The sequence below is a fragment of the Mesorhizobium sp. BE184 genome, from assembly GCF_031457045.1.
Taxonomy (GTDB): Bacteria; Pseudomonadota; Alphaproteobacteria; order Rhizobiales; family Rhizobiaceae; genus Mesorhizobium.
Genome location: NZ_JAVDVU010000001.1, coordinates 1,242,413 through 1,263,943 on the forward strand (window position 1 = coordinate 1,242,413; position 21,531 = coordinate 1,263,943).

Genomic DNA, 21,531 nt, shown 5'->3' on the forward strand with positions numbered 1-21,531 from the left:
CGCACCTCAGGATGAGGGCGGCTGGTACTTCGATACGCGTTCAAACACTGGCACTGGAAAGAAGGCGATGAAGAACACTTCTGGGGCTGAAGAAAGTCTGGATGTCGCTCTCTGAGCGACTGATCATATTTCTCCGGAAGACTGGTCGAAATTACGCCAGCCTCCCTCATCCTGAGGTGCGAGCGGAGCGAGCCTCGAAGGACGCACCAACAAGATGTTCTTCTACCTTTCGAAAATCATCTGGTTTTTCATCCAGCCGATAAATTTGGTCATCTTCCTGCTTTTCGCGGGATTGGCGGCCGCCTTGCTGGGCAGGATGCGATGGATGATCGCGGGCACGACGCTCGCTTGCGTCATTCTGGTCCTTTGCGTCTGGACCTCTCTCGGGTCGCTCCTGCTCGGCCCGCTGGAGGAGCGCTTTCCGCGTCCGGTTCCGCCGCAAAAGGTTGACGGGATCGTCATGCTCGGCGGCGGCTTCGAGGCCTCCATCAATCTGGCGCGCGGCAGGTACGATCTCAATCGGGCCGGCGACCGCATCGTCGAGACAGCAGTGCTTGCACGGCGCTATCCAGACGCAAAAATCGTCATCTCCGGTGGCGCCGAAGGCCTCCTGCTGACGGGCGAGGCCGACACCTATGCCGCCAGCCGTTTGCTGGCGGGTCTCGGCATCGCTCCTGAGCGCCTCGTTCTCGAGGGCAAGTCCCGCAACACCTATGAGAACGCTGTTTTCACCAGGGAAATGGTTGCCCCGAAACCCGGCGAGACATGGCTGCTCGTCACCTCCGCGTTTCACATGCCGCGTTCGAAGGCGCTGTTCGACAAGGCCGGCTTTCCGACCGTGCCATGGCCGGTGGACTACCGCACCTCGGGCCGCGAGGGTTTCGGCCTGCTGCAGGACAACGCGACGGACTCACTCGACAACGCGACGCTCGCCGTTCGCGAATGGATCGGGCTTTTGGCTTATTGGATGTCGGGCAAGAGTGATTCGCCGTTTCCCGGCCCGGACGAATAGTCAAAACCGGGCAGGGGCGTCACGCCTTCGAAGCACTCCGGTAAATTCTCAGCCCTTCGCTTCGTCGACCATGGCGAACAAGTTGGTGCTGCGCGTACCGGTGCGGCAATAGGCGAAGATCGGCCCTGGAAGGCTTTCCATGGCATCGGCATGTTCAGCCACCTGATCCGGGGTGATCTGGCCGCTGATGACCGGAATGAAGCGGAATTCCAGTCCTGCCTTTTCCGCCTCGGCCTGAACGGCATCGTGCGACGGCTGGCCGGGCTGTTCGTCGTCCGGGCGGTTGCAGATGATGCTCTTGAAGCCCGCGGCCTTGATCGCCGCGACGTCGCCCGGCTGGATCTGCGGCGAAACCACATAGTCCTCGGTGATCTGACGGTATTCCATGGCTCGCCTCGCAATGCTTTTCTGTTGCCGATGTTGTGCCACCGCAAAAGCAACGCTGCAACCTGCGATCGCTCCGGGGATGTGGCCGCCGCGATCGCAGCGGCCACATCACTCAAATATGGGCGGGCGCCGGCCCGATCAACTGCCCTGGATGGCGCCTTTGATCTGGGCGATGTTGTTGCGCATCATGTCGATGTAGGTGCAGGCCGGCCCACCGGGCTGTGACAGCGCGTCGGAATAGAGCGTGCCGCCCACCTTGATGCCGGTCTCGCTGGCGATCTGTTCGATCAGGCGCGGGTTGGTGATGTTCTCCACGAAAATCGCCGCTGCCTTGTCCGCCCGAATTTGTTCGACCAGCCTGGCGACGTCGGCTGCCGACGGCTCGGCATCGGTCGAGACGCCTTGCGGCGCCAGGAAGGTCAGGCCGTATTCATGCTCGAAATAGCCGAAGGCGTCGTGCGAGGTGATGACCACGCGCTTTTCGAGCGGAATGGCGTCGATGGCGGCATGGATTTCGGCCTCGAGAGCGTCGAGCTTCTGGATATAGGCCGACGCATTCGCCTTGTAACTGTCGCAACCGGCGGCGTCCGCCTTGCAGAACGCGTCGGCGATGTTGCTGACATAGATCTTCGCATTGGCCACCGACTGGAACGCATGTGGATCGACGGGACCGTGGTCGTGACCTTCATGCGAAGCTTGGTCGTGGTCGTGATGTTCGGCCTTGGCGTTGCCTTCCTCTTCCTCAGCGAACTCCGGCTTGAACTCGATCGCCTTCACGCCCCTGGTCAGTTCGACGATCGAAGCTTTCGTCGCGCTTGCTTCCACCAGACGCTGCAGGAAACCTTCGAAATGCAGGCCATTGACCAGCACGACCCCGGCCGAGGCCATCGCCACGGCATCGGCCGGGCTGGGCTCGTACACATGGGCGTCGCCATCCGGCCCGACGATCGTCGTGACGGCGACGCGGTCGCCTCCGACATTGCGGGCGAAGTCGCCGATGATGGAAAAACTCGCCACCACCTTCAGCGGTTCGGCCAGCGCCGGCTGAGCGGCTAGGGCCGTTAATGTTATAACAGTCACCTGCAAGGCGTGACGAAGGGGCTTCAGCATCGAGATTTCTCCTTTGCAACAATCAGAGCTTGGATCAGGCCGTCCTGTGACGGTGGTGGGCCACGCGTGCGCCAAGCAGGCCGCGGGTTCCGAAAAGGATCGACGCAACATAGACCGCGCCCGCCGACAATATGATCGCAGGCCCGGAGGGCAGGGACGCGTGATAGGAAATGAGCAAGCCGGCAGCGCATGAGGCAAAGCCGATGCAGACGGCCAGCACGCACATCGGCTCGACCCGCACGGTCCAGAAGCGCGCGGCGGCGGCGGGCAGGATCATCAGCCCGACGGACAACAGCGTGCCGAGCGCCTGGAAGCCGGCAACGAGATTGAGCACGACCAGCCCCAGGAAGATGAAGTGGATCGGGCTGCCGATGCGGCTGACGGAACGCAGGAAAAGCGGGTCGAGGCATTCGGCGACAAGACCGCGCCAGAACACGCCAAGGGTCGCCAGCGTGACGACCACCACGCCGGCGATCAGGGCCAGCGCTTCGCCGTTGAGCGCCAGCACGGTTCCAAACAGCACATGCATGAGGTCGACGCTCGATCCGCGGATCGACACCATCAGCACGCCGATCGCCAGCGATATCAGGTACAACGCCGCCATCGAGGCATCCTCGCGCTGGATGGTGAAACGCGACACCGCGCCGGCGCCCAGCGCCACGATGACGCCGGCAATGATGCCGCCGATAGTCATCGGCATGATTTCCAGCCCGAAGAGGAGAAAGCCGGCGGCGGCCCCGGGCAGGATCGCATGGGCCATCGCATCGCCGGACAGGCTCATGCGACGCAGCATCAGGAAGACGCCGACCGGGCAGGCGCCGAGCGCCAGCATCAGCGAACCGAACAGGGCACGCTGCATGAAGGCGAAGTCGGCGAATGGCGCGATGAGAAAATCATAAACGGGCTGCATCAGGCCGCCCTCGGCCCGTGATCCTGCCCGTGGTGGGAATGATCGCCATGGCCATGTTCTCCGTGACCATCGGCGGCATGGTCGTCCGCCTCGCACCACGGCGCATCGTCTTCCCAGGCTTCGTGAAAGCGCCGCGCCCGCAAAAGATTGTCCGCACGCAGCGTCTCGGCCGTGCCACCCCAGGCGACGGGTTGGCGCGCCAGCAGCAGCGTTTCCGGGAAATTCTGCCGAACCAGTTCGAGGTCGTGCGCCACGACCATCACCGTCCGTTCCTCGCCATGCCACCGCTTGATGAGCGCGATGAGATCGCCGACCGTCTTGGCGTCGACGGCGTTGAACGGCTCATCGAGCAGGATCAGGTCAGCGTCCTGGACGAGCACGCGCGCAAACAAGGCCCGCTGCAATTGCCCGCCGGACAGCGTGTCGATCGGCCGTTTTTCGAAGCCCTCCAGTCCGACAGCCGCCAGCGCCTTGCCGACGGATTCGCGGTCCTCGGCAGTATGGCGTCCAAGCAGTCCGCGTCTCGGCCAGAGACCGAGCGAGACGAGATCGACGACGCGGGCCGGAAAGGAGCGGTCGAGTTCGGACTGCTGCGGCAGATAGGCGGTCCGCGCGCCCTCCATCTTGAGGATCGCGCCGGCCATCGGCTTCAAAACACCGACGATGCCCTTCATGAGCGTCGACTTGCCCGAACCATTGGCGCCGACCACCGCCGTCAGCGAACCCTTGCTGACGCTGCCGTTCAGGTGATGCACGGCCGGATGGCTGTTGTAGCCCAGCGTCAGGTCGCGGAACGTCAGGCAGGCTTGGGTCATCGATCGGTCCTGAGGATTGTCCGGCAGCGGTGAGGGCGTATGTGATGTTATTACATTTGTCAATCGTGCTGTTGTGCTCGTGCCCTCTTTTCAGGTCGGCATGGACGGCATTGCGGGGAACGGCGCGCGCATGATGCCTTGCCGCCACCATCCGCCACTTCTAAAGAGACGCATTCACCAAGAAGGAGAGTTGCAAATGAGCATTCGTCGTATCGATGTCGGTCCCCGCATGAGCCAGGCCGTCATCCATGGCAATACCGTCTATCTCGCCGGCCAGGTCGCCAAGGGCGATGGCGTCGGAGCCCAGACGAAAGCCGTGCTGGCGCAGATCGACGAGTTGCTTGCCAAGGCTGGTTCGGACAAGACCAAGATCCTGCAGGCCATCATCTGGCTCTCCGACATGGGCCAGTTCGCCGAGATGAACAAGGAATGGGATGTCTGGGCGCCGCAGGGCAATACGCCCGCCCGCGCCACCGGCGAGGCCAAGCTGGCCGCGCCCGAGTATCTGGTCGAGATCATCGTGACGGCCGCGGTTTAGTTCATTCCTTCTCCCCGTTTTCGGGGAGAAGGTGGCCCGAAGGGCCGGATGAGGGGCGGTGCGAGTCCGCCAAATCCTGGCGCCGCCCCTCATCTGCCTGCCGGCATCTTCTCCCCGTAAACGGGGAGAAGAAAGCTATCCCTGGCTGGGCGTAAACCGGGCGACCAGGCTGTGGCTCTGCGCCGGGTAAGCGAAGCGCACATGGGTGACCGGCCGTTCGGCGTTCCATGTCCGCCGCTCGATCACCAGGCAGGGCGATCCGGCCTGAATTTCCAGCGCAAGCGCCAGGTCGCCGTCTGCGGCGATGGCGCTGATGCGGTGTTCGGCTGCGCTCCACGGGACGCGGTCGAGCAGCCACGGACCCGGTGCGGCCGCGGCGAAACTTTCCGCGGCGGCATCCGGCACGGCGCTCAGATTGATCAGCCGCCTCTCATGGCAGAATGGCCGCTTGCCGGCAAAGTGCCGGCATTGCAGCGCCACCAGCGGCGCGACCGCGTCGAGGCCGAGAAGGCCCCGGTCTTCCCCGGTAGCGCGGCGTCGGTCCGCCGATAGAAGCTCGTAGCGGTAGGGCAGGCCCAGCGCTTCGACTTCGGTGCGAATGTCGTGGATTTCCAGCACCGCAGCCTGTGCCTGGGGTTGGCGCACGAAGCTGCCTGAACGGCGGCGGCGCTCGATGAGGCCCGCCTTTGCCAGTTGCGACAACGCCTTGTTCACCGTCATGCGGGAGCAATTGTACTGGATGCCGAGTTCATGTTCGAAAGGAATGCGGTGGCCCGGCGCCCATTCACCCGACAGGATGCGCTCGCTGATGTCGGACAGAATGCGCTGGTGCAGCGAAACAGCGGTTTCCGCCATGGTCTTGCCGATCCCGTCCATCGCTGCCGATTCTCGTTCAGTTGCCGCCAAGCTGCATCATGACGGCGCGGAAGCGTCGCGCAATCGGCTCTCGGCGAATATGGCGGCCGTTGCTGACCAGTTTCCTGCCGCGAACCCAGGCGCAATCGACCGCCGCGCCGTTGGCGAATATCCAGGAATCGAGAATGGCGTCGCCCGATTTACCGGCGAGGGAAGGGCGGCTGGCATCCAGGGCGATGAAATCGGCCGGCGCTCCGACTGCCAGAGTTGAAGCGGGCACGCCCAATGCCTGTGCTCCTCCCGCCAAGGCCGCGTCCAACAGCGCGCGTCCGTTCGATTGGCCGGGCGAGGCAAGGACGTTGCGCGTGCGGCTGGCAAGACGCTGCGCGTATTCGAGCTGACGCAATTCGTCGGCGACGCCGATGAGGACGTTCGAATCCGAGCCGATGCCGAAGCGGCCGCCCTGTTCCCGAAAGCCCTGGCCGTCGAAGATGCCGTCGCCGAGACTGGCCTCGGTGATCGGGCACAGGCCGGCGACCGCGCCGCTTCTGGCGAGCGTGGCGGTCTCGGACTCCGACATGTACGTCGCGTGGATGAGGCACCAGCGGGAATCGACGCCGGCATTGTCCAGCAGCCACTGCACCGGGCGCGCGCCCGACCAGGCAATGCAATCCTCGACTTCCTTCACCTGTTCGGCGGCATGGATGTGGATCGGCCCCTTCGGAGATAGAGCCGCGACCTGCTTCAGTTCGTCCGGTGTGACGGCCCGCAGGCTGTGCGGCGCGATGCCGACCAATGCGCCGTCCAAATGTCGCACCGCCTGCTTCGACTTTTCCAGAAGTGCGCCGAAACCTTCGATACCATTGATGAAACGCCGCTGACCTTCGCTCGGGGTTGTCCCGCCAAACGTGAAGTGCGCGTAGAACGAGGGCAGGAGGGTCAGCCCGATGCCGGTCTCGCTGGCGGCGGCGGCGATGCGTTCGGCCATCTCGGCGATGTTGGCGTAGGGACCGCCATCGCGGTCATGGTGGAGATAATGGAACTCGCCGACCCGCGAAAAGCCGGCCTCCAGCATCTCGACATAAAGCTGCGCCGCGACTGCCTCGACATGGTCGGGCGTCATCGTCAGGGCAAAGCGATACATGGTCTCGCGCCAGGTCCAGAACGTATCGGCGCCGGGGCCGCGCGTTTCGGCAAGTCCGGCCATCGCGCGCTGGAACGCATGGCTGTGAACGTTGGGCATGCCGGGTAGGACGATGGCGTGGCGCTCGTCATCGGGCAGGGGCGATGCGTCGGGCTGCAGGTCCGTGATGGTCCCCGCTTCGACACCGATCCGCACGCGCTGCCGCCAGCCGCCGGAAAGCAGTGCCTGGTCCGCAAAGATCGCCTTCACCTTGGCCTCCCGGTTTTTCCACCGACGGCGACAGCGCGCTGCAATGCCGCTTGTGCTTCGTTCTCATATGTATATACATAATAGCAGCAAAGGGAAGTGTCGGAATGGCAGCCGGACAGTCGAACGCAGGGGCAGGGGGCAAGGTCTGGCGCAATGCGCGGCTGGCCACCCTGTCAGCCTCTCTGCCGGGGCTCGGTCTTGTCGAGAACGGGGCGATCGTCGCCATAGACGGCCGCATCGTTTACGCCGGTCTTGAAGCGGACATGCCCTCCGCGCCAGCAGGTGCGGAAACCATTGACTGCGAAGGCCGCTGGATCACGCCGGGGCTGATCGACTGCCACACCCATCTCGTCCATGCCGGAAATCGCGCCAACGAGTTCGAGATGCGGCTTGCCGGGGCGACTTATGAAGAGGTCGCGAAGGCGGGCGGCGGCATCGTTTCGTCGGTCCGGGCGCTGCGCGCCGCCAGCGAGGACGAACTTGTGGCGCAATCGCTGCCGCGCCTCGATGCGCTGATGGCCGAGGGCGTCACCACGGTCGAGATCAAGTCGGGCTACGGGCTGAATCACATGCATGAACGCATGTCGCTGCGTGCTGCCAGACGGCTGGGTGACCTGCGTCCGGTTAGAGTGGTGACCACCTACCTCGCACTTCATGCATTTCCAGCCAACCTGCCGCCGATGCCCGGTACTGCGCCATATGCCGACAAAGACGCATACGTCGAAGCCATAGTCAGGAACAATATTCGCGCGATTGCTGTGGAGAAACTGGCCGACGCCGTCGACGGTTTCTGCGAAGGCATCGCCTTTTCGCCTGAGCAAATCGCGCGCCTGTTCGACAAGGCGAAAGAACTTGGTTTGCCGGTGAAGCTGCACGCGGACCAGCTGTCCAACCTGCATGGCGCCGCACTCGCCGCCCGCTATGGCGCGCTGTCGGCCGATCATCTCGAATACGCCGACGAGGACGGCGCTGCCGCGATGGCCAAGGCTGGGACCGTGGCGACCATGCTGCCCGGCGCATATTACTTCATCCGCGAGACGAAGAAGCCGCCGGTGCATCTGTTCCGCAAGCATGGCGTGCCGATGGCGGTCGCCACCGACTGCAATCCCGGCACCTCGCCGCTCACCTCGCTGCTCTTGACCATGAACATGGCCGCGACGCTGTTCGGCATGACCGTGGAAGAATGTCTTGCCGGCGTGACGCGCGAGGCCGCGCGGGCGCTGGGACTTGGAGCCGAGACCGGCACGCTGGAAGCCGGCAAGTGGGCGGACCTCGCCATCTGGGACGTCGAAGCGCCGGCCGAGCTCGTCTATCGCATGGGCTTCAACCCGCTCCATGCCCGCATCTGGAGGGGAATGTGACAGACGTCATCCTCAATCTCGGCAATGCCACGCTGGCCGACTGGCGCACCATCTATCGCGGCGCGACGCCGAGGCTGGACGATGCCTGCCGGCCGCGGATCGAGGCGAGCGCGGAGGCCGTCGCCCGCATCGTCGCCAGGGGCGAGCCGGTCTATGGCATCAACACCGGCTTCGGCAAGCTGGCCAGCGTGCGCATTCCAGCAGCCGACCTCGAAACCCTGCAGCGCAACATCGTGCTCAGCCATGCCGCCGGCGTCGGCGAGCCGATGCCCGTGCCGGTGGCGCGGCTGATGATGGCGCTGAAGGTGGCGTCGCTGGCACAAGGCGCTTCCGGCGTCCAGCCGCGCACGGTCGCGCTGTTGGAGGCGATGCTGACCGCCGACGTCATTCCGGCTGTGCCGGCGCAAGGCTCCGTCGGTGCTTCGGGCGATCTTGCCCCGCTTGCGCACATGACCGCCGCCATGATCGGCGTCGGCGAGTGCTTCACCCCGCATGGCCGCGTGCCGGCGAAGGTCGCCTTCGTCTCGCATGGACTGGAGCCGCTGACACTTGGGGCCAAGGAGGGACTGGCGCTTCTCAACGGCACGCAATTCTCCACCGCCTATGCGCTGGCGGCCCTGTTCGAGGCGGAAAATCTCTATCAGTCGGCCTTGATAACGGGCGCGCTGTCCACCGATGCGGCCAAGGGCTCGGACGCGCCGTTCGATCCACGCATCCATCTCCTTCGCAGGCATCGCGGCCAGATCGAGACCGCGGAGGCGCTGCGCAATCTGATGGCGGGCAGCGCCATCCGCGAATCACACAGGGTCGGGGACGAGCGGGTGCAGGATCCGTACTGCCTGCGCTGCCAGCCACAGATAATGGGCGCGGCGCTCACCGTACTGCGCCAGGCCGCCGATACGCTGGAAACGGAAGCCAACGGCGTCACCGACAACCCGCTGATCTTCCCGGCCAGCGGCCTTGGGGACGATACGGCGCTGTCGGGCGGCAATTTCCATGCCGAGCCGGTGGCCTTTGCCGCAGACATGATCGCGCTCGCCGTTTGCGAAATCGGCTCGCTGTCGGAACGGCGCATTGCCATGCTGGTCGATCCGGCGCTGTCGGGCATGCCTGCTTTCCTGACGCCAAAGCCCGGTCTGAACTCCGGCTTCATGATCCCCCAGGTGACGGCGGCGGCCCTTGTCTCGGAAAACAAGCAGAAGGCCTACCCGGCCTCGGTCGATTCGATCCCGACCTCGGCCAATCAGGAAGATCATGTTTCCATGGCCGCCCATGGGGCGCGGCGGCTGATCGGCATGATCGAGAATGCCACGGCGGTCATCGGCATCGAGTTGTTGGCCGCCGCGCAGGGCTGCGACTTCCATGCGCCGCTGGCTTCCAGCGCGTCGCTTGAGGCCGTGCGCCAGTTGCTGCGCAGGAGCGTGCCGCATCTGGAAGAAGACAGGCATTTCCATCCCGACATGGAAAAGGCGATCGGCATGGTCCGGGCAGGGGCGCTGGTGAAGGCCGCAGGTGCGGTGAAATTGCCGGGAATGGCGGAGGCGGCGTCATGAACGAGGCGCCCTTTCTCACCGTCACCCGCGGCGATGCGCCTTTGCTGGTGTCGATCCCGCATACCGGCATCGACCTGGCCGGGCTGGAAAGCCGGTTTGCCTCGGAATGGACCGCGCGGTGCGACACCGACTGGTGGATCGAGAAGCTCTATGATTTCGCTGCCGGGCAGGGCGCGACTGTCGTGCGCACCGCGATTTCGCGCAGTGTGATCGACGTGAACCGCGACCCTTCCGGCGCTTCGCTCTATCCCGGCCAGACGACCACCGGTCTCTGCCCGACCGAGACCTTCGAAGGCCTGCCGCTGTATCGCCCGGGTGGCGAACCGGACCCAGCCGAGATCGACCGGCGCAGGGTCGCCTATTTCGCGCCTTACCACGAGGCCCTGCAGGCCGAGATCGACCGGCTGCGCGGTTTCCATGGCAAGATCGTGCTCTACGATTGTCATTCCATCCGTTCGGTGCTGCCGCGCCTGTTCGATGGCACGCTGCCGGTGTTCAATCTTGGCACCAACGACGGCAAGACCGCGGATCCGGTGCTGCAGGAACGGGTAACGGCGATCATGGCCCGGACGGGCGAAAGCTTCGTGGTCAACGGCCGCTTCAAGGGCGGCTGGATCACCCGCAATTATGGCCGGCCCGAAAACGGCGTGCACGCCCTTCAGATGGAGCTGTCCTGCCGCGGCTACATGCGCGAACCGGCAGGGCCAAGCACGCCGGACAACTGGCCCCCTGCCTTCGACGCCGGCTTCGCCGCGCCGATCCGGGCGACGCTGACCGGGATACTGGAAACCGCGGCGGCCTGGGCGCGGGACTGACAATCGGAGGGATCATGACCACCCGCATCGACAATGCCCGCACCATCCGCGCCGCGACCGGCACGGAACTCAGCGCCAAGTCATGGCTGACCGAAGCGCCGCTGCGGATGCTGATGAACAATCTCGACCCGATGGTGGCGGAAAAGCCGGGCGAACTGGTCGTCTATGGCGGCATCGGCCGGGCGGCGCGCGATTGGGAAAGCTTCGACCGCATCGTCGGCGCGTTGAAGGCGCTGGAGGCGGACGAGACCCTGCTCGTCCAGTCCGGCAAGCCGGTCGGCGTTTTCCGCACTCACAAGGATGCGCCGCGCGTGCTGATCGCCAACTCCAATCTCGTGCCGCACTGGGCGACCTGGGATCACTTCAACGCCCTCGATAGGAAGGGCCTGATGATGTACGGCCAGATGACCGCCGGGTCATGGATCTACATCGGCTCGCAGGGCATCGTGCAGGGTACTTACGAGACCTTCGTCGAACTTGGCCGCCAGCATTATGGCGGCGACCTTTCCGGCCGCTGGATCCTGACTGCCGGCCTCGGCGGCATGGGCGGGGCGCAGCCGCTTGCCGCCACCATGGCCGGCGCCTCCTGCCTTGCCGTCGAATGCCAGGCGAGCCGCATCGAGATGCGATTGAAGACTGGCTATGTCGACGTGCAGGCGAAGGACCTCGACGACGCGCTGGCGATCATCGACCGCGCCGGCAGGGACAAGAAGGCCGTGTCGGTGGCGCTGCTCGGCAATGCCGCCGATGTCTTCCCCGAACTGGTGCGGCGCGGCGTCAGGCCGGATGCCGTCACCGACCAGACCTCGGCGCATGACCCCGTCAATGGCTATCTGCCGCAAGGCTGGACGGTGGCGGAATGGGAGGAGAAGCGCGAACGCGACCCGAAATCCGTCACCAAGGCGGCGAAGAAATCGATGGCCACCCATGTGCGCGCCATGCTCGACTTCCACCGCGTGGGCGTGCCGACGGTCGACTACGGCAACAACATCCGCCAGATGGCGCTGGAAGAGGGGGTGGAGGACGCCTTCGATTTCCCTGGCTTCGTGCCGGCCTATATCCGGCCACTGTTCTGCCGCGGCATCGGGCCGTTCCGCTGGGCGGCGCTGTCGGGCGATCCGGAGGACATCTTCAAGACCGATGCCAAGGTCAAGGAACTGACGCCTGGCAACCATCATCTGCACAACTGGCTCGACATGGCGCAAAAACGCATCAAGTTCCAGGGCCTGCCGGCGCGCATCTGCTGGGTCGGGCTCGGCGACCGCCACCGGCTCGGGCTGGCCTTCAACGAGATGGTCGCCAGCGGTGAATTGAAGGCGCCGGTCGTCATCGGCCGCGACCATCTCGATTCAGGATCGGTGGCGTCGCCAAATCGCGAGACGGAAGCGATGAAGGACGGCTCGGACGCCGTGTCCGACTGGCCGCTGCTCAACGCGCTGCTCAATACCGCGTCCGGCGCAACCTGGGTGTCGCTGCATCATGGCGGCGGCGTCGGCATGGGTTTTTCGCAACATTCCGGCATGGTCATTTGCGCCGACGGCACGGATGACGCGGCGCGGCGACTCGAACGGGTGTTGTGGAACGATCCTGCGACCGGAGTCATGCGCCATGCCGATGCCGGCTACGGCGATGCCATCGAATGCGCGAAGGATCACCATTTGAACCTTCCCGGTATCCTCACGTGATTCCGCACGCTGCCGATATATGACGCGTCCCGCCGCACGGCATCCACCTTCTGCGTGAAGGCAAGGAAATCAAAGAATTAAAGCCGTTTGCCAATCGTTACCGCCAGATCGGATCGATAAGGTCGCAGGCCGCGGGGGAAATCACGAAAAAGCCCGAATCCGTGCCTTCCGATCCCCTCGGTTTTGTGCGAGGCATCGCAGCGGAGGTTGTCGGTGGGGCAACGCCTGCTATTGTTCTTGGAAATGTGTGAAGCAACCCGGTTCGGACAGCGTCTGATGCAACCAATCTTTTGTGGATCGGTTTCGCAAACGCAGCCCGCAATGAGGGTTGGGCTGCATCCCGCCCAATGGATTAATTGATGAATATTCAAACCAGTCCCGCGGCCGTGGAACGCACCGGCGCCAATTTTCCCGCCGCCACCGACGAGCCGATTCGCTTGCAGTTTCTGCCCGAGGATCGGCTGCGCAGCCTGGGCGAGCAGCTGGCGCGCGGTGAAATCGCTGAAATCGCAGGTTTCGAGCCTGTCGATTTTCAGACGCGCATCCGCGACAACGCCAGAAAAATCCAGGACGTCTACGTCACCACGAATGCGGCGCAGGGCAGGGGCGAGACGATCACGCCGGCGGCCCAGTGGCTCCTGGACAACAACTATCTGATCGAGGAAACGGTCTATCAGATCAAGCGCGATCTTCCGCGCCGTTTCTACAAGCAACTCCCGGTTCTCAAATTCGCCAACGGCGCGACCATGCCGCGCGCGCTGGCCCTGGCATGGGTCTATGTCGCGCATTCCGACAGTTCGATGTCGGCGCAGATGTTCAAGTCGATCGTCGAGGGCTTCCAATCCGTGCAGCCGATGAAGATCGGCGAAATATGGGCTCTGCCGTCGCTGTTGCGCTTCGTGCTGATCGAAAACCTGCGCCGGCTGGCAGTGAGGGTGGCGCGCTCCCGTGACATGCGGCAGATCGCCAACGATGTGGCGGACAAGGTCCTGAGCGTTCGTGACGACGACGACCGGGCTCTGCTTGGCCCTTACCAGGCGCATGCGCGTGACACGACATTCGCGACACAGTTGCTGTATCGGCTACGCGATGGTTCCCAGAATGCCGGGCGGGCGCTGGAATGGCTCGAGGACGAGCTGGAAAAATCCGGTTCCGACGCCGAAGAGATCATCATTGGCGAGCATCAGACGCTTTCCAGCGGCAACGTCACCACCGGCAACATCGTTCGCGGCCTGCGGCTCATCAACGACATCGACTGGACGGTCTGGTTCGAGGATGTCAGCCGGATCGACGCGCTGCTGCGCGAGCGCACCAATTTCAGCGCCCTCGATTTCGCGTCGCGCGATCAATATCGCACCGAGATCGAAGAGCTTGCCCGGCATTCCGACAGCTCCGAGTACGAGGTGGCCGAGAAGGCCACCGAACTCGCCGGCTATGCCATGAGCGGACCCCAGGATGAAGCCGCATCGGAAGGGGCCCATCTTGTCGATGTCGGTTTCTTCGTCGTTGGCCCCCGCCGGCTGGACCTTGAAAAGGCCATCCGCTACCGGCCGACGATTGGCACTCGCATCCAGCGCTCGTTCCGCAGCACTGGCTGGCTGGGCATCGTGGTGCCGGTCTTTGCTCTCACCGTTTTGCTGCTTTGGCTGTCCGGAAATGCTCTTGCAACGTTGGGGCTGCCGCTTCCGGCCATCACTCTGATGCTGGTCCTTTTCGCGGTCCCCGCCAGTGAAGGCGCTCTCGCCTTCTTCAACACGATCGTGCTGCTGTTCCTGAAGCCGACCCGCCTTGTCGGCTACGAATACAAGGATGGGGTCCCGGCGGAAGCGCGCACGCTGGTCGTCGTGCCGTCGCTCATCGGCTCGCGCGACGATGTCGAAGAGAGCATCCGCAACATCGAGGTCCACCACCTGGCGAATGCTTCCGGCGAACTCTATTTCGCGCTGCTGTCGGACTGGCCGGACAGCAAAGCCGAGATCGACGCCACCGACAATGAAATCCTGCAGTTCGCCCGTGAGCAGATCGCCAAGCTGAATGCGCGTTATCCGCAGGAAGGCGCGCCGCTGTTCCATCTTCTGCATCGGCGCAGGCTTTTCAATGCCAGCCAGGGCACCTGGATGGGCTGGGAACGCAAGCGCGGCAAGCTGCACGAATTGAACCTGCTGCTGCGCGGCGACAGCGACACAACCTTCATGCCGCTCGATGCGCCGCTGCCCGAGCATGTCGAATACGTGATGACGCTCGATGCCGACACGCGCACGACCCGCGACGCCGTCGTCAGGCTGGTTGGCAAGCTGCGCCATCCGCTCAACAGTCCGAAGTTGAACCCTGGCCACAATGCCGTTACCTCCGGCTACACGATCCTGCAGCCGCGCATCACCCCGTCGCTGACGACAGGCGACGAAGCGTCGTTCTTCCAGCGCGTTTTCTCGGCCAACCGCGGTCTCGATCCTTACGTCTTCGCCGTTTCCGATCTCTATCAGGACGTGTTCGGTGACGGCTCGTTCACCGGCAAGGGTCTCTATCATGTCGACGCCTTCGAGGCGGCGCTGAAGGGCAGGATCGAGGAAAACACCATCCTCAGCCACGACCTGCTGGAAGGCGCTCTGGCCCGCTCGGCGCTGGTGACCGATGTCGAGCTCGTCGAGGACTACCCGACGCGCTACTCCGTCGATGCCTCGCGCCAGCATCGCTGGGCGCGCGGAGACTGGCAGCTGCTCGGCTTCATCCTCAATCCGCGCTCCGGCGTACCGGCGCTTTCGCGCTGGAAGATGGTCGACAATCTTCGCCGTTCCTTGACCCCCATCTTCTGGGTGATGGCCTCGATTGCCGGCTGGTCGCTGCTTCCGTTCACGCAGGCAGCGCAGTGGCAGGCGCTTCTGATCCTTTCGCTGTTCATGGCGCCGACCTTCGACATCATCAACGCCATCGTACCGAAGAGCACGGATGCCACGCCGCGCGGCCATTTCACCGCGCTGGCGCATGACGTCGCATTCGGAACCGCCATGGTGGCGCTCAAGGTCGTGCTGATGGCCCATTCGGCATGGATGATGGTCGACGCCATCATCCGCACGCTCTACCGCCTCCTTGTCAGCCGCAAGAACCTGCTCGAATGGCGGACCGCGTCGCAGGCCCAGAAGGGCGGCAACGATTTCGGCTCCTACTACGGACTTATGTACGGCGCGGTCATCATTGGCGTCGTCGGGCTGGCGATCCCGGTCCTGGCGGATTCCACCGGCGCTTTCGTCGCCTTCTTCTTCGCGCTGTTCTGGGTCGGATCGCCGGCTTTCGCCTGGCTGATCAGCCGGTCAGCGGAGACCGAGGATCGCCTGCATCTGTTTCCGAAGGACATGCACGCATTGCGCGTCGTCGCCCGGCGGACCTGGCATTATTTCGAAACGTTCGTGACGGCGGAACATCATCATTTGCCGCCGGATAATTTCCAGGAAAGCCCGACGCCCGTCGTGGCGCCGCGCACATCGCCGACCAATATCGGCGTGTACCTGCTTTCGGTCGTTTCCGCCCGCGACTTCGGGTGGATCAGCATGTCGGACGCCGTCGGGCGTATCGAAGCGACCTTGTCGACCATCGAGGGAATGCCAAGAAGCCGCGGCCATCTCTACAACTGGTACGACACCACGACGCTCAAGCCGCTTTATCCGCTTTACATTTCCAGTGTCGACAGCGGCAATCTGGCTGGACATCTGGTGGCCGTCGCAGCCGCCTGCGCCGAATGGGCCGAAGCGCCTTCCGTCCATCTGCATGGCGATTTCGAAGGCGTCCTCGATACGGTCGCCATCCTTGAAGAGAGCCTCGAAGATTTGCCCGACGACCGCCGCCAGCTGCGACCGCTGCGCAAGCGCCTGACCGACCGGATCGACGGCATGCGCCGCGCGGTGCAGACCATCAAGGCGCAGCCGGAAATGGCCTCCATCCGCACCATCAACCTTGCCGTCCTGGCTGGCGAAATCCGCAAGCTCGCCGCCGCGATCGACACCGAGGTGAACTCGACGCTGAGCGACATCATCGTCGACTGGGCCGGCCGGCTGGAAGCCGTGTGCGAGGCCCATGTCCACGACGCCCACAGCGATCACAAGGCTGTCGAGGCGCTGCGCACGAAGCTTCTGGCCTTGCGGGAGCGAGCCCGTCAGTTCGCCTTCGAGATGGATTTCTCGTTCCTGCTGCGTCAGGAGCGCAAGCTGCTGTCCATCGGCTACCGGGTCGAGGAGCACCAGCTCGATGAGAGCTGTTACGATCTCCTCGCCTCCGAGGCGCGCCTCACCAGTCTTTTCGCCATCGCCAAGGGGGATCTGCCGACCGAGCACTGGTTCCGGCTCGGCCGTCCCATCGTCGAGATCGGCTTCCAGGGCGCGCTGATGTCCTGGTCCGGCTCGATGTTCGAATATCTGATGCCGCCACTGGTGATGAAGGAGCCGCAAGGCAGCATTCTCAACCAGACGAGCAAGCTCGTCATCAAACGGCAGATGCAATATGGCCGCTCCAAGAACGTGCCGTGGGGCATTTCGGAAGCCGCCTACAATGCCCGCGACCGGGAACTGACCTACCAATACACCAATTTCGGCGTGCCCGGCCTCGGACTGAAACGCGGCCTTGGCCAGAACACCGTGATTGCGCCCTACGCCACGGTTCTGGCGGCCCAGTTTATGCCCCGGGAAGCCGTCGCCAATCTGAAGCGCCTGAAAGACGTCGGCGCACTGGGACGCCACGGCTACTACGACGCGGTCGACTACACGCCGCAACGCGTGCCCGAGGGCACGGACCACGCTGTCGTGCTGAACTACATGGCCCACCACTCCGGCATGTCGATTGCGGCTGTTGCCGACGCCGTGTTCGAGGGCCGCCTGCGCGATCGGTTCCACAGCGATCCGGTCATCGAGTCGGCCGAACTGCTGCTGCAGGAAAAGGCGCCGCGCGACATTCCGATCGCGACCATTCGAACGGAAGCCGACGACCGCACCGCCAAGAACGATCTCGAGCCGCAGAGCCCGGATACCCGCATCATTCTCGATCCGGCCTGGGCCTTGCGCTCGACCAGCCTGATGTCGAATGGCCGTTATTCGGTGATGCTGAGTGCCACCGGCTCCGGATACAGCCGCTTCGGCGAACTGGCTGTCACGCGCTGGCAGCCGGACCCTACGGAAGACAAGCTCGGGTCCTACATTTTCCTGCGCGACGTTGAAACCGGCGACTGGTGGTCGGCCACCGTCGAGCCGAAGCAGGCGCAGAACGAGGCGACGCAAACCCTGTTCTCCGATGACAAGGCAAGCTTCATCAAGAGCGTCGGCTCGCTGCGTTCCGAGATCGAGTGCATCGTCATTTCGGAAGGCAATGGTGAGGGCCGGCGCGTCACCCTGTCCAACGACGGCGCCACCGACCGGCATATCGAGGTGACGTCCTTCGCCGAACTGGTGCTTGGGTCGGAGGTGTCCGACAATGGGCATCCGGCTTTCTCGAAAATGTTCATCGAGACCGAGATCGAGCCGGACAACAGCGCCATCTTCGCCTATCGCCGCAAGCGCGAAACCAGCGAGCCGGACATCGCTGCCGTCCACTTCGTGACGGACCCGTCGAGCCAGGCGCGCGATACGGAGGCCGAGACCGACCGCCGCGCCTTCATCGGCGCCGGGCGGACGCTGGACAATGCCGCGGCCTTCGACAGCGGCGCCAAGCTCAGCGGCACAGCCGGCTTCACGCTTGACCCGATTGCATCGTTGCGGCGGCGAGTGCGGGTGCCGGCCAACAAGAAGATATCGCTGGTCTTCTGGACGGTCGTCGGTTCGAACCGCGCCGAACTTGAAGAGGCGGTGGGGCGGCTCGATCATGCCGAGAGCTTCGCCCGCCAGGCCATGCTCGCATGGACGCGGTCGCAGGTGCAGACGCGCCATGTCGGGCTGTCGCTGACGGACGCCGCGAACGTCCAGAAGCTCGCCCGCTACCTGATCTATCCGGATCCTTTCCTGCGCTTGCCGCCGGAATCGATCGCTTCCGGGCTCGGCAAGCAATCGAGCCTCTGGCCGACAAGCATTTCGGGCGATCTTCCGATCTTCGCGGTGCGGATAGCAGACGTCGCCGACCTTGAAATCGTCGCTCAGGCGTTGCGCTTCCAGGAATACATGCGCACGCGCGGCATGACGGCGGACCTTGTCATCGTCAACGAGCAGGCGTCTTCCTATGTCCAGGACCTGCAGCAGGCGATTGAATCGCTGTGCGAGAACAGCCGGCTGCGGGGCAAGGAACTCGGGCCCCGCCAGCACATCTTCGCCGTGCGCCGCGACCTCATGGACGAGCCGACCTACAAGACCCTGCTCGCCGTCGCCCGCGTGGTGCTCCATACCCGTAACGGAACCATTTTCGACCAGATAGAACGGGCGGAGGCTGCCGCGCTGCAGGCGAGGGACGGTGAAACGCCCCGCCCGTCCGCACGTGACCAGGAGAAGCGTCCAGCCATTCAGGAGCCGGCGCTGGAGAGCCTGCCCGAAGGGGGCAAAGGGCTGAATTTCTGGAACGGTTACGGCGGCTTCGAAGGCGACGGACGCCATTATGTGACGCGGCTGACGGGAAACCGCACCACGCCCCAGCCATGGATCAACGTCATCTCGAACGCCGCTTTCGGCTTCCATGTCTCGGCGGAAGGAGCCGCCTTCACCTGGAGCCGCAACAGCCGCGACTACCAGTTGACGCCATGGTCCAACGACCCGGTCACCAACAGGCCGGGCGAGGGCATCTATATCCACGATCTGGCGAGCGGCAAGGCGTTCTCGCCGCTGGCCTGCGTCGTCCGCGATCCCGGCATGGTCTACGAGACGTGGCACGGCCAGGGCTTCTCGACCTTCCGGTCGAAACGCGGCCCGTTGTCGATGGACCTGACCCATGTGGTCGATCCCGCCGATCCGGTGAAGGTTTCCCGGCTCAGGATCCAGAACTCCGGTTCGACGCCGGCGAAGTTGCGCGTCTACGCCTATGCCGAATGGGTTCTCGGCATTCATCGCTCCAAGACCGCCGCGACGATCGTGCCGTCGTTCGATAAGACCGCCGGCGCCGTTCTGGCGCAAAACCCCTACGATCTCGACTTTGGCGAACGCATCGCCTTCCTGGCGACCGACGGGGATTTGCAGTCTTATACGAGCGACCGGCGGGAATTTCTCGGCAGGCATGGCAGCAGCCGGATGCCACAGGCCGTTAACGCGGGCGCGGCCCTATCCGGCCGCACCGATGCCGGCGAAGATACCTGCGCGGCGCTCGCGCGTGACGTGGAGGTTCCGGCCGGCGGCGACGTAACCGTCCTGTGGCTTCTCGGCGATGCGGCTTCCATTGAGGAAGCGCGTGACCTGGTCAAAAAGCACCGGGCAAAGGATTTCGACGAACGCCTTGCCGAGAACGAGCAGGATTGGCGCGGCTTCCTCGATACGATCCAGGTCGAAACGCCGGACAAGGCGCTCGACGCCGTCGTCAATCACTGGCTCCCGTACCAGAGCCTGGCTTGCCGCATACGCGCCCGCTCGGCCTTCTACCAGGCCAGCGGCGCCTTCGGCTTCCGCGATCAGCTTCAGGACACGATGGCGTTGCTTGCCCATGATCCGACGCTGGCGCGCGAGCAGATCATCAACGCCGCCAAGCGGCAGTTCAAGGAAGGCGACGTGCAGCATTGGTGGCTGCCGCGCACCGGCGCCGGCGTGCGCACGATGATCTCCGACGACGTGGTCTGGCTTGCCCATGCGGTAGCACGCTACATTTCTGTGACGGGCGAGAAGGCGTTGCTGAAGGAAAGCCTGCCTTTCCTTGAGGGAGAACCTCTGGCTGAAGGAGAGCACGATTCCTTCTTCACGCCGGAAGTGTCGAAGAAGACCGCCACGATCTACGAGCATTGCGCACGCGCGCTCGACCTCGCCATGGAGCGCACCAGTGACAACGGCCTGCCGCTCATCCTCGGCGGCGACTGGAACGATGGCATGAACCGGGTGGGCGAGGAGGGCAGGGGCGAAAGCGTCTGGCTCGGCTGGTTCCTGCTCAGGACGCTCGGCGACTTCGCGCCGATCGCCCAGGCCCAGGGTGACGCCAGGCACGCGCAGGCATGGGAAAAACATGCCGGCCTGCTCAAGCGGGCGCTGGAGAACACGGCCTGGGACGGCGCATGGTACCGGCGCGGCAGCTTCGACGACGGTACGCCGCTCGGCTCGCGAACCTCGGACGAATGCAAGATCGACTCCATCGCCCAGTCCTGGAGCGTCCTGTCCGGCGAAGGCGATCCCGCCCGCTCGCAGACCGCCATGCAGGAGGCGATGAAGATGCTCGTCGATGACGAGCTCAAGATCGTCAAGCTGTTCACGCCGCCCTTCTCCAAGACCGACAAGGACCCCGGCTACATCAAGAGCTATCCTCCGGGCGTCCGCGAGAATGGCGGGCAATACACGCATGCCGCGACGTGGTTTGTCATTGCCCTGGCCGAAATGGGGCGGGTAGACGACGCCTATCGCTGCTTCTGCATGCTGAACCCGGTCAACCATGCCCTCGACGAGGCCGCGGCCGAGCACTACCGCGTCGAACCGTTCGTGGTGGCAGCCGACATCTATTCCGGCCAGGACAAGGGCGGACGCGGCGGCTGGACCTGGTACACGGGGTCGGCCGGATGGCTTTATCGCGCGGCGGTGGAAGGCATTCTTGGAATCGAGCGGCACGGCAAACGGATCGAGTTCAATCCCCGACTTCCAAGCCATTGGGATGGCTATACCGTTCGCCTCAACATGTTGGGGTCGCAGTACACGGTGAAGGTCCAGCGCGCCAGGAGCGCCAAGTCCATTTCGGTCCAGGTCGATGGGGTGAAGACGAAGTCGCAAGGCTTCGAGCTCAAGGCGGGCGTCTCCAGCGAAGTCGTCGTCACGATACCGCGGTAGAATCACAGCGGCTGGACGGATGAGTAAAATTGCGGCAGTCTCTGCAACTGCCGCAATTTCGCCTTAGACCTGACATTTTACCTGCTTTCTCAAAACGTTACCGGATCACGCCAGATTTCGGCGCGTTGTTATGTTTTGTACGATGAATCGGAACACTTGGGGGCTGCTGCCATTGTTTTGCGACC

13 protein-coding genes are annotated in these 21,531 nt (G+C 64.1%); 7 read left to right on the forward strand and 6 right to left on the reverse strand.

All coding sequences use genetic code 11. The features are described from left to right. Nucleotides 1–214 precede the first annotated feature (214 nt). Nucleotides 215–1,012, forward strand: coding sequence for a YdcF family protein (locus tag J2X35_RS06165; RefSeq protein WP_310183010.1), 798 nt, complete (start codon nt 215–217; stop codon nt 1,010–1,012). A 48-nt stretch (nt 1,013–1,060) separates the two neighbouring features. Here J2X35_RS06165 and J2X35_RS06170 read toward each other — a convergent pair whose 3' ends face one another. The 4 genes from J2X35_RS06170 to aztA form a co-directional block, all read right to left on the reverse strand. Beyond that, a complete protein-coding gene (locus J2X35_RS06170; RefSeq protein ID WP_056109671.1) occupies nt 1,061–1,399 on the reverse strand; it encodes a TIGR01244 family sulfur transferase in 339 nt (112 codons plus the stop codon). Nucleotides 1,400–1,537: 138 nt separating this feature from the next. Then, the gene (gene aztC, locus J2X35_RS06175) at nt 1,538–2,509 is read right to left on the reverse strand and encodes a zinc ABC transporter substrate-binding protein AztC (RefSeq protein WP_310183012.1); all 972 of its coding nucleotides are present in this window, start codon (nt 2,507–2,509) and stop codon (nt 1,538–1,540) included. A gap of 34 nt (nt 2,510–2,543) precedes the next feature. Further along, nucleotides 2,544–3,419 (reverse strand): zinc ABC transporter permease AztB, encoded by an 876-nt coding sequence (aztB, locus tag J2X35_RS06180; RefSeq protein WP_310183014.1) that lies wholly within the window; start codon nt 3,417–3,419, stop codon nt 2,544–2,546. Next, nucleotides 3,419–4,234, reverse strand: a complete 816-nt coding sequence (aztA, locus tag J2X35_RS06185) for a zinc ABC transporter ATP-binding protein AztA (protein WP_310183017.1) — start codon at nt 4,232–4,234, stop codon at nt 3,419–3,421. The genes aztB and aztA overlap by 1 nt, the downstream gene beginning before the upstream one ends. Nucleotides 4,235–4,430: 196 nt before the next feature. Between aztA and J2X35_RS06190 the strand changes: the two genes are divergently transcribed. After that, nucleotides 4,431–4,772: a RidA family protein gene (locus J2X35_RS06190; protein WP_056109679.1), complete on the forward strand. Its 342-nt coding sequence runs from the start codon at nt 4,431–4,433 to the stop codon at nt 4,770–4,772. Between the two features lie 135 nt (nt 4,773–4,907). On the opposite strand, the gene hutC is transcribed toward J2X35_RS06190, so the two are convergent. Further along, nucleotides 4,908–5,648, reverse strand: coding sequence for a histidine utilization repressor (hutC, locus tag J2X35_RS06195; protein WP_310183020.1), 741 nt, complete (start codon nt 5,646–5,648; stop codon nt 4,908–4,910). A gap of 16 nt (nt 5,649–5,664) precedes the next feature. After that, nucleotides 5,665–7,020: a formimidoylglutamate deiminase gene (locus J2X35_RS06200; protein ID WP_310183023.1), complete on the reverse strand. Its 1,356-nt coding sequence runs from the start codon at nt 7,018–7,020 to the stop codon at nt 5,665–5,667. A 104-nt stretch (nt 7,021–7,124) separates the two neighbouring features. Here J2X35_RS06200 and hutI point away from each other — a divergent pair, with 104 nt between their 5' ends. From hutI to J2X35_RS06225, 5 genes are all read left to right on the forward strand, one after another. Next, nucleotides 7,125–8,381: an imidazolonepropionase gene (gene hutI, locus J2X35_RS06205; RefSeq protein WP_310183026.1), complete on the forward strand. Its 1,257-nt coding sequence runs from the start codon at nt 7,125–7,127 to the stop codon at nt 8,379–8,381. After that, complete coding sequence (gene hutH / locus J2X35_RS06210; RefSeq protein ID WP_310183028.1) at nt 8,378–9,934, forward strand: histidine ammonia-lyase; 1,557 nt, start codon at nt 8,378–8,380, stop codon at nt 9,932–9,934. Before hutI ends, hutH begins: the two co-directional genes overlap by 4 nt. After that, a complete protein-coding gene (gene hutG / locus J2X35_RS06215; protein WP_310183029.1) occupies nt 9,931–10,749 on the forward strand; it encodes an N-formylglutamate deformylase in 819 nt (272 codons plus the stop codon). The genes hutH and hutG overlap by 4 nt, the downstream gene beginning before the upstream one ends. Nucleotides 10,750–10,763: 14 nt before the next feature. Continuing rightward, entirely contained in the window at nt 10,764–12,434 is a 1,671-nt protein-coding gene (gene hutU, locus J2X35_RS06220) for a urocanate hydratase (RefSeq protein ID WP_310183031.1), read from the forward strand. 359 nt (nt 12,435–12,793) lie between these two features. Continuing rightward, entirely contained in the window at nt 12,794–21,346 is an 8,553-nt protein-coding gene (locus J2X35_RS06225) for a GH36-type glycosyl hydrolase domain-containing protein (protein WP_310183033.1), read from the forward strand. Nucleotides 21,347–21,531 lie beyond the last annotated feature (185 nt).

Coding starts and splice junctions, on each gene's coding strand:
- J2X35_RS06165 (WP_310183010.1), top strand. CDS start 215: ATGTTCTTCTACCTTTCGAAAATCATCTGGTTTTTCATCCAGCCGATA.
- J2X35_RS06170 (WP_056109671.1), bottom strand. CDS start 1,399: ATGGAATACCGTCAGATCACCGAGGACTATGTGGTTTCGCCGCAGATC.
- aztC (WP_310183012.1), bottom strand. CDS start 2,509: ATGCTGAAGCCCCTTCGTCACGCCTTGCAGGTGACTGTTATAACATTA.
- aztB (WP_310183014.1), bottom strand. CDS start 3,419: ATGCAGCCCGTTTATGATTTTCTCATCGCGCCATTCGCCGACTTCGCC.
- aztA (WP_310183017.1), bottom strand. CDS start 4,234: ATGACCCAAGCCTGCCTGACGTTCCGCGACCTGACGCTGGGCTACAAC.
- J2X35_RS06190 (WP_056109679.1), top strand. CDS start 4,431: ATGAGCATTCGTCGTATCGATGTCGGTCCCCGCATGAGCCAGGCCGTC.
- hutC (WP_310183020.1), bottom strand. CDS start 5,648: ATGGACGGGATCGGCAAGACCATGGCGGAAACCGCTGTTTCGCTGCAC.
- hutI (WP_310183026.1), top strand. CDS start 7,125: ATGGCAGCCGGACAGTCGAACGCAGGGGCAGGGGGCAAGGTCTGGCGC.
- hutG (WP_310183029.1), top strand. CDS start 9,931: ATGAACGAGGCGCCCTTTCTCACCGTCACCCGCGGCGATGCGCCTTTG.
- hutU (WP_310183031.1), top strand. CDS start 10,764: ATGACCACCCGCATCGACAATGCCCGCACCATCCGCGCCGCGACCGGC.
- J2X35_RS06225 (WP_310183033.1), top strand. CDS start 12,794: ATGAATATTCAAACCAGTCCCGCGGCCGTGGAACGCACCGGCGCCAAT.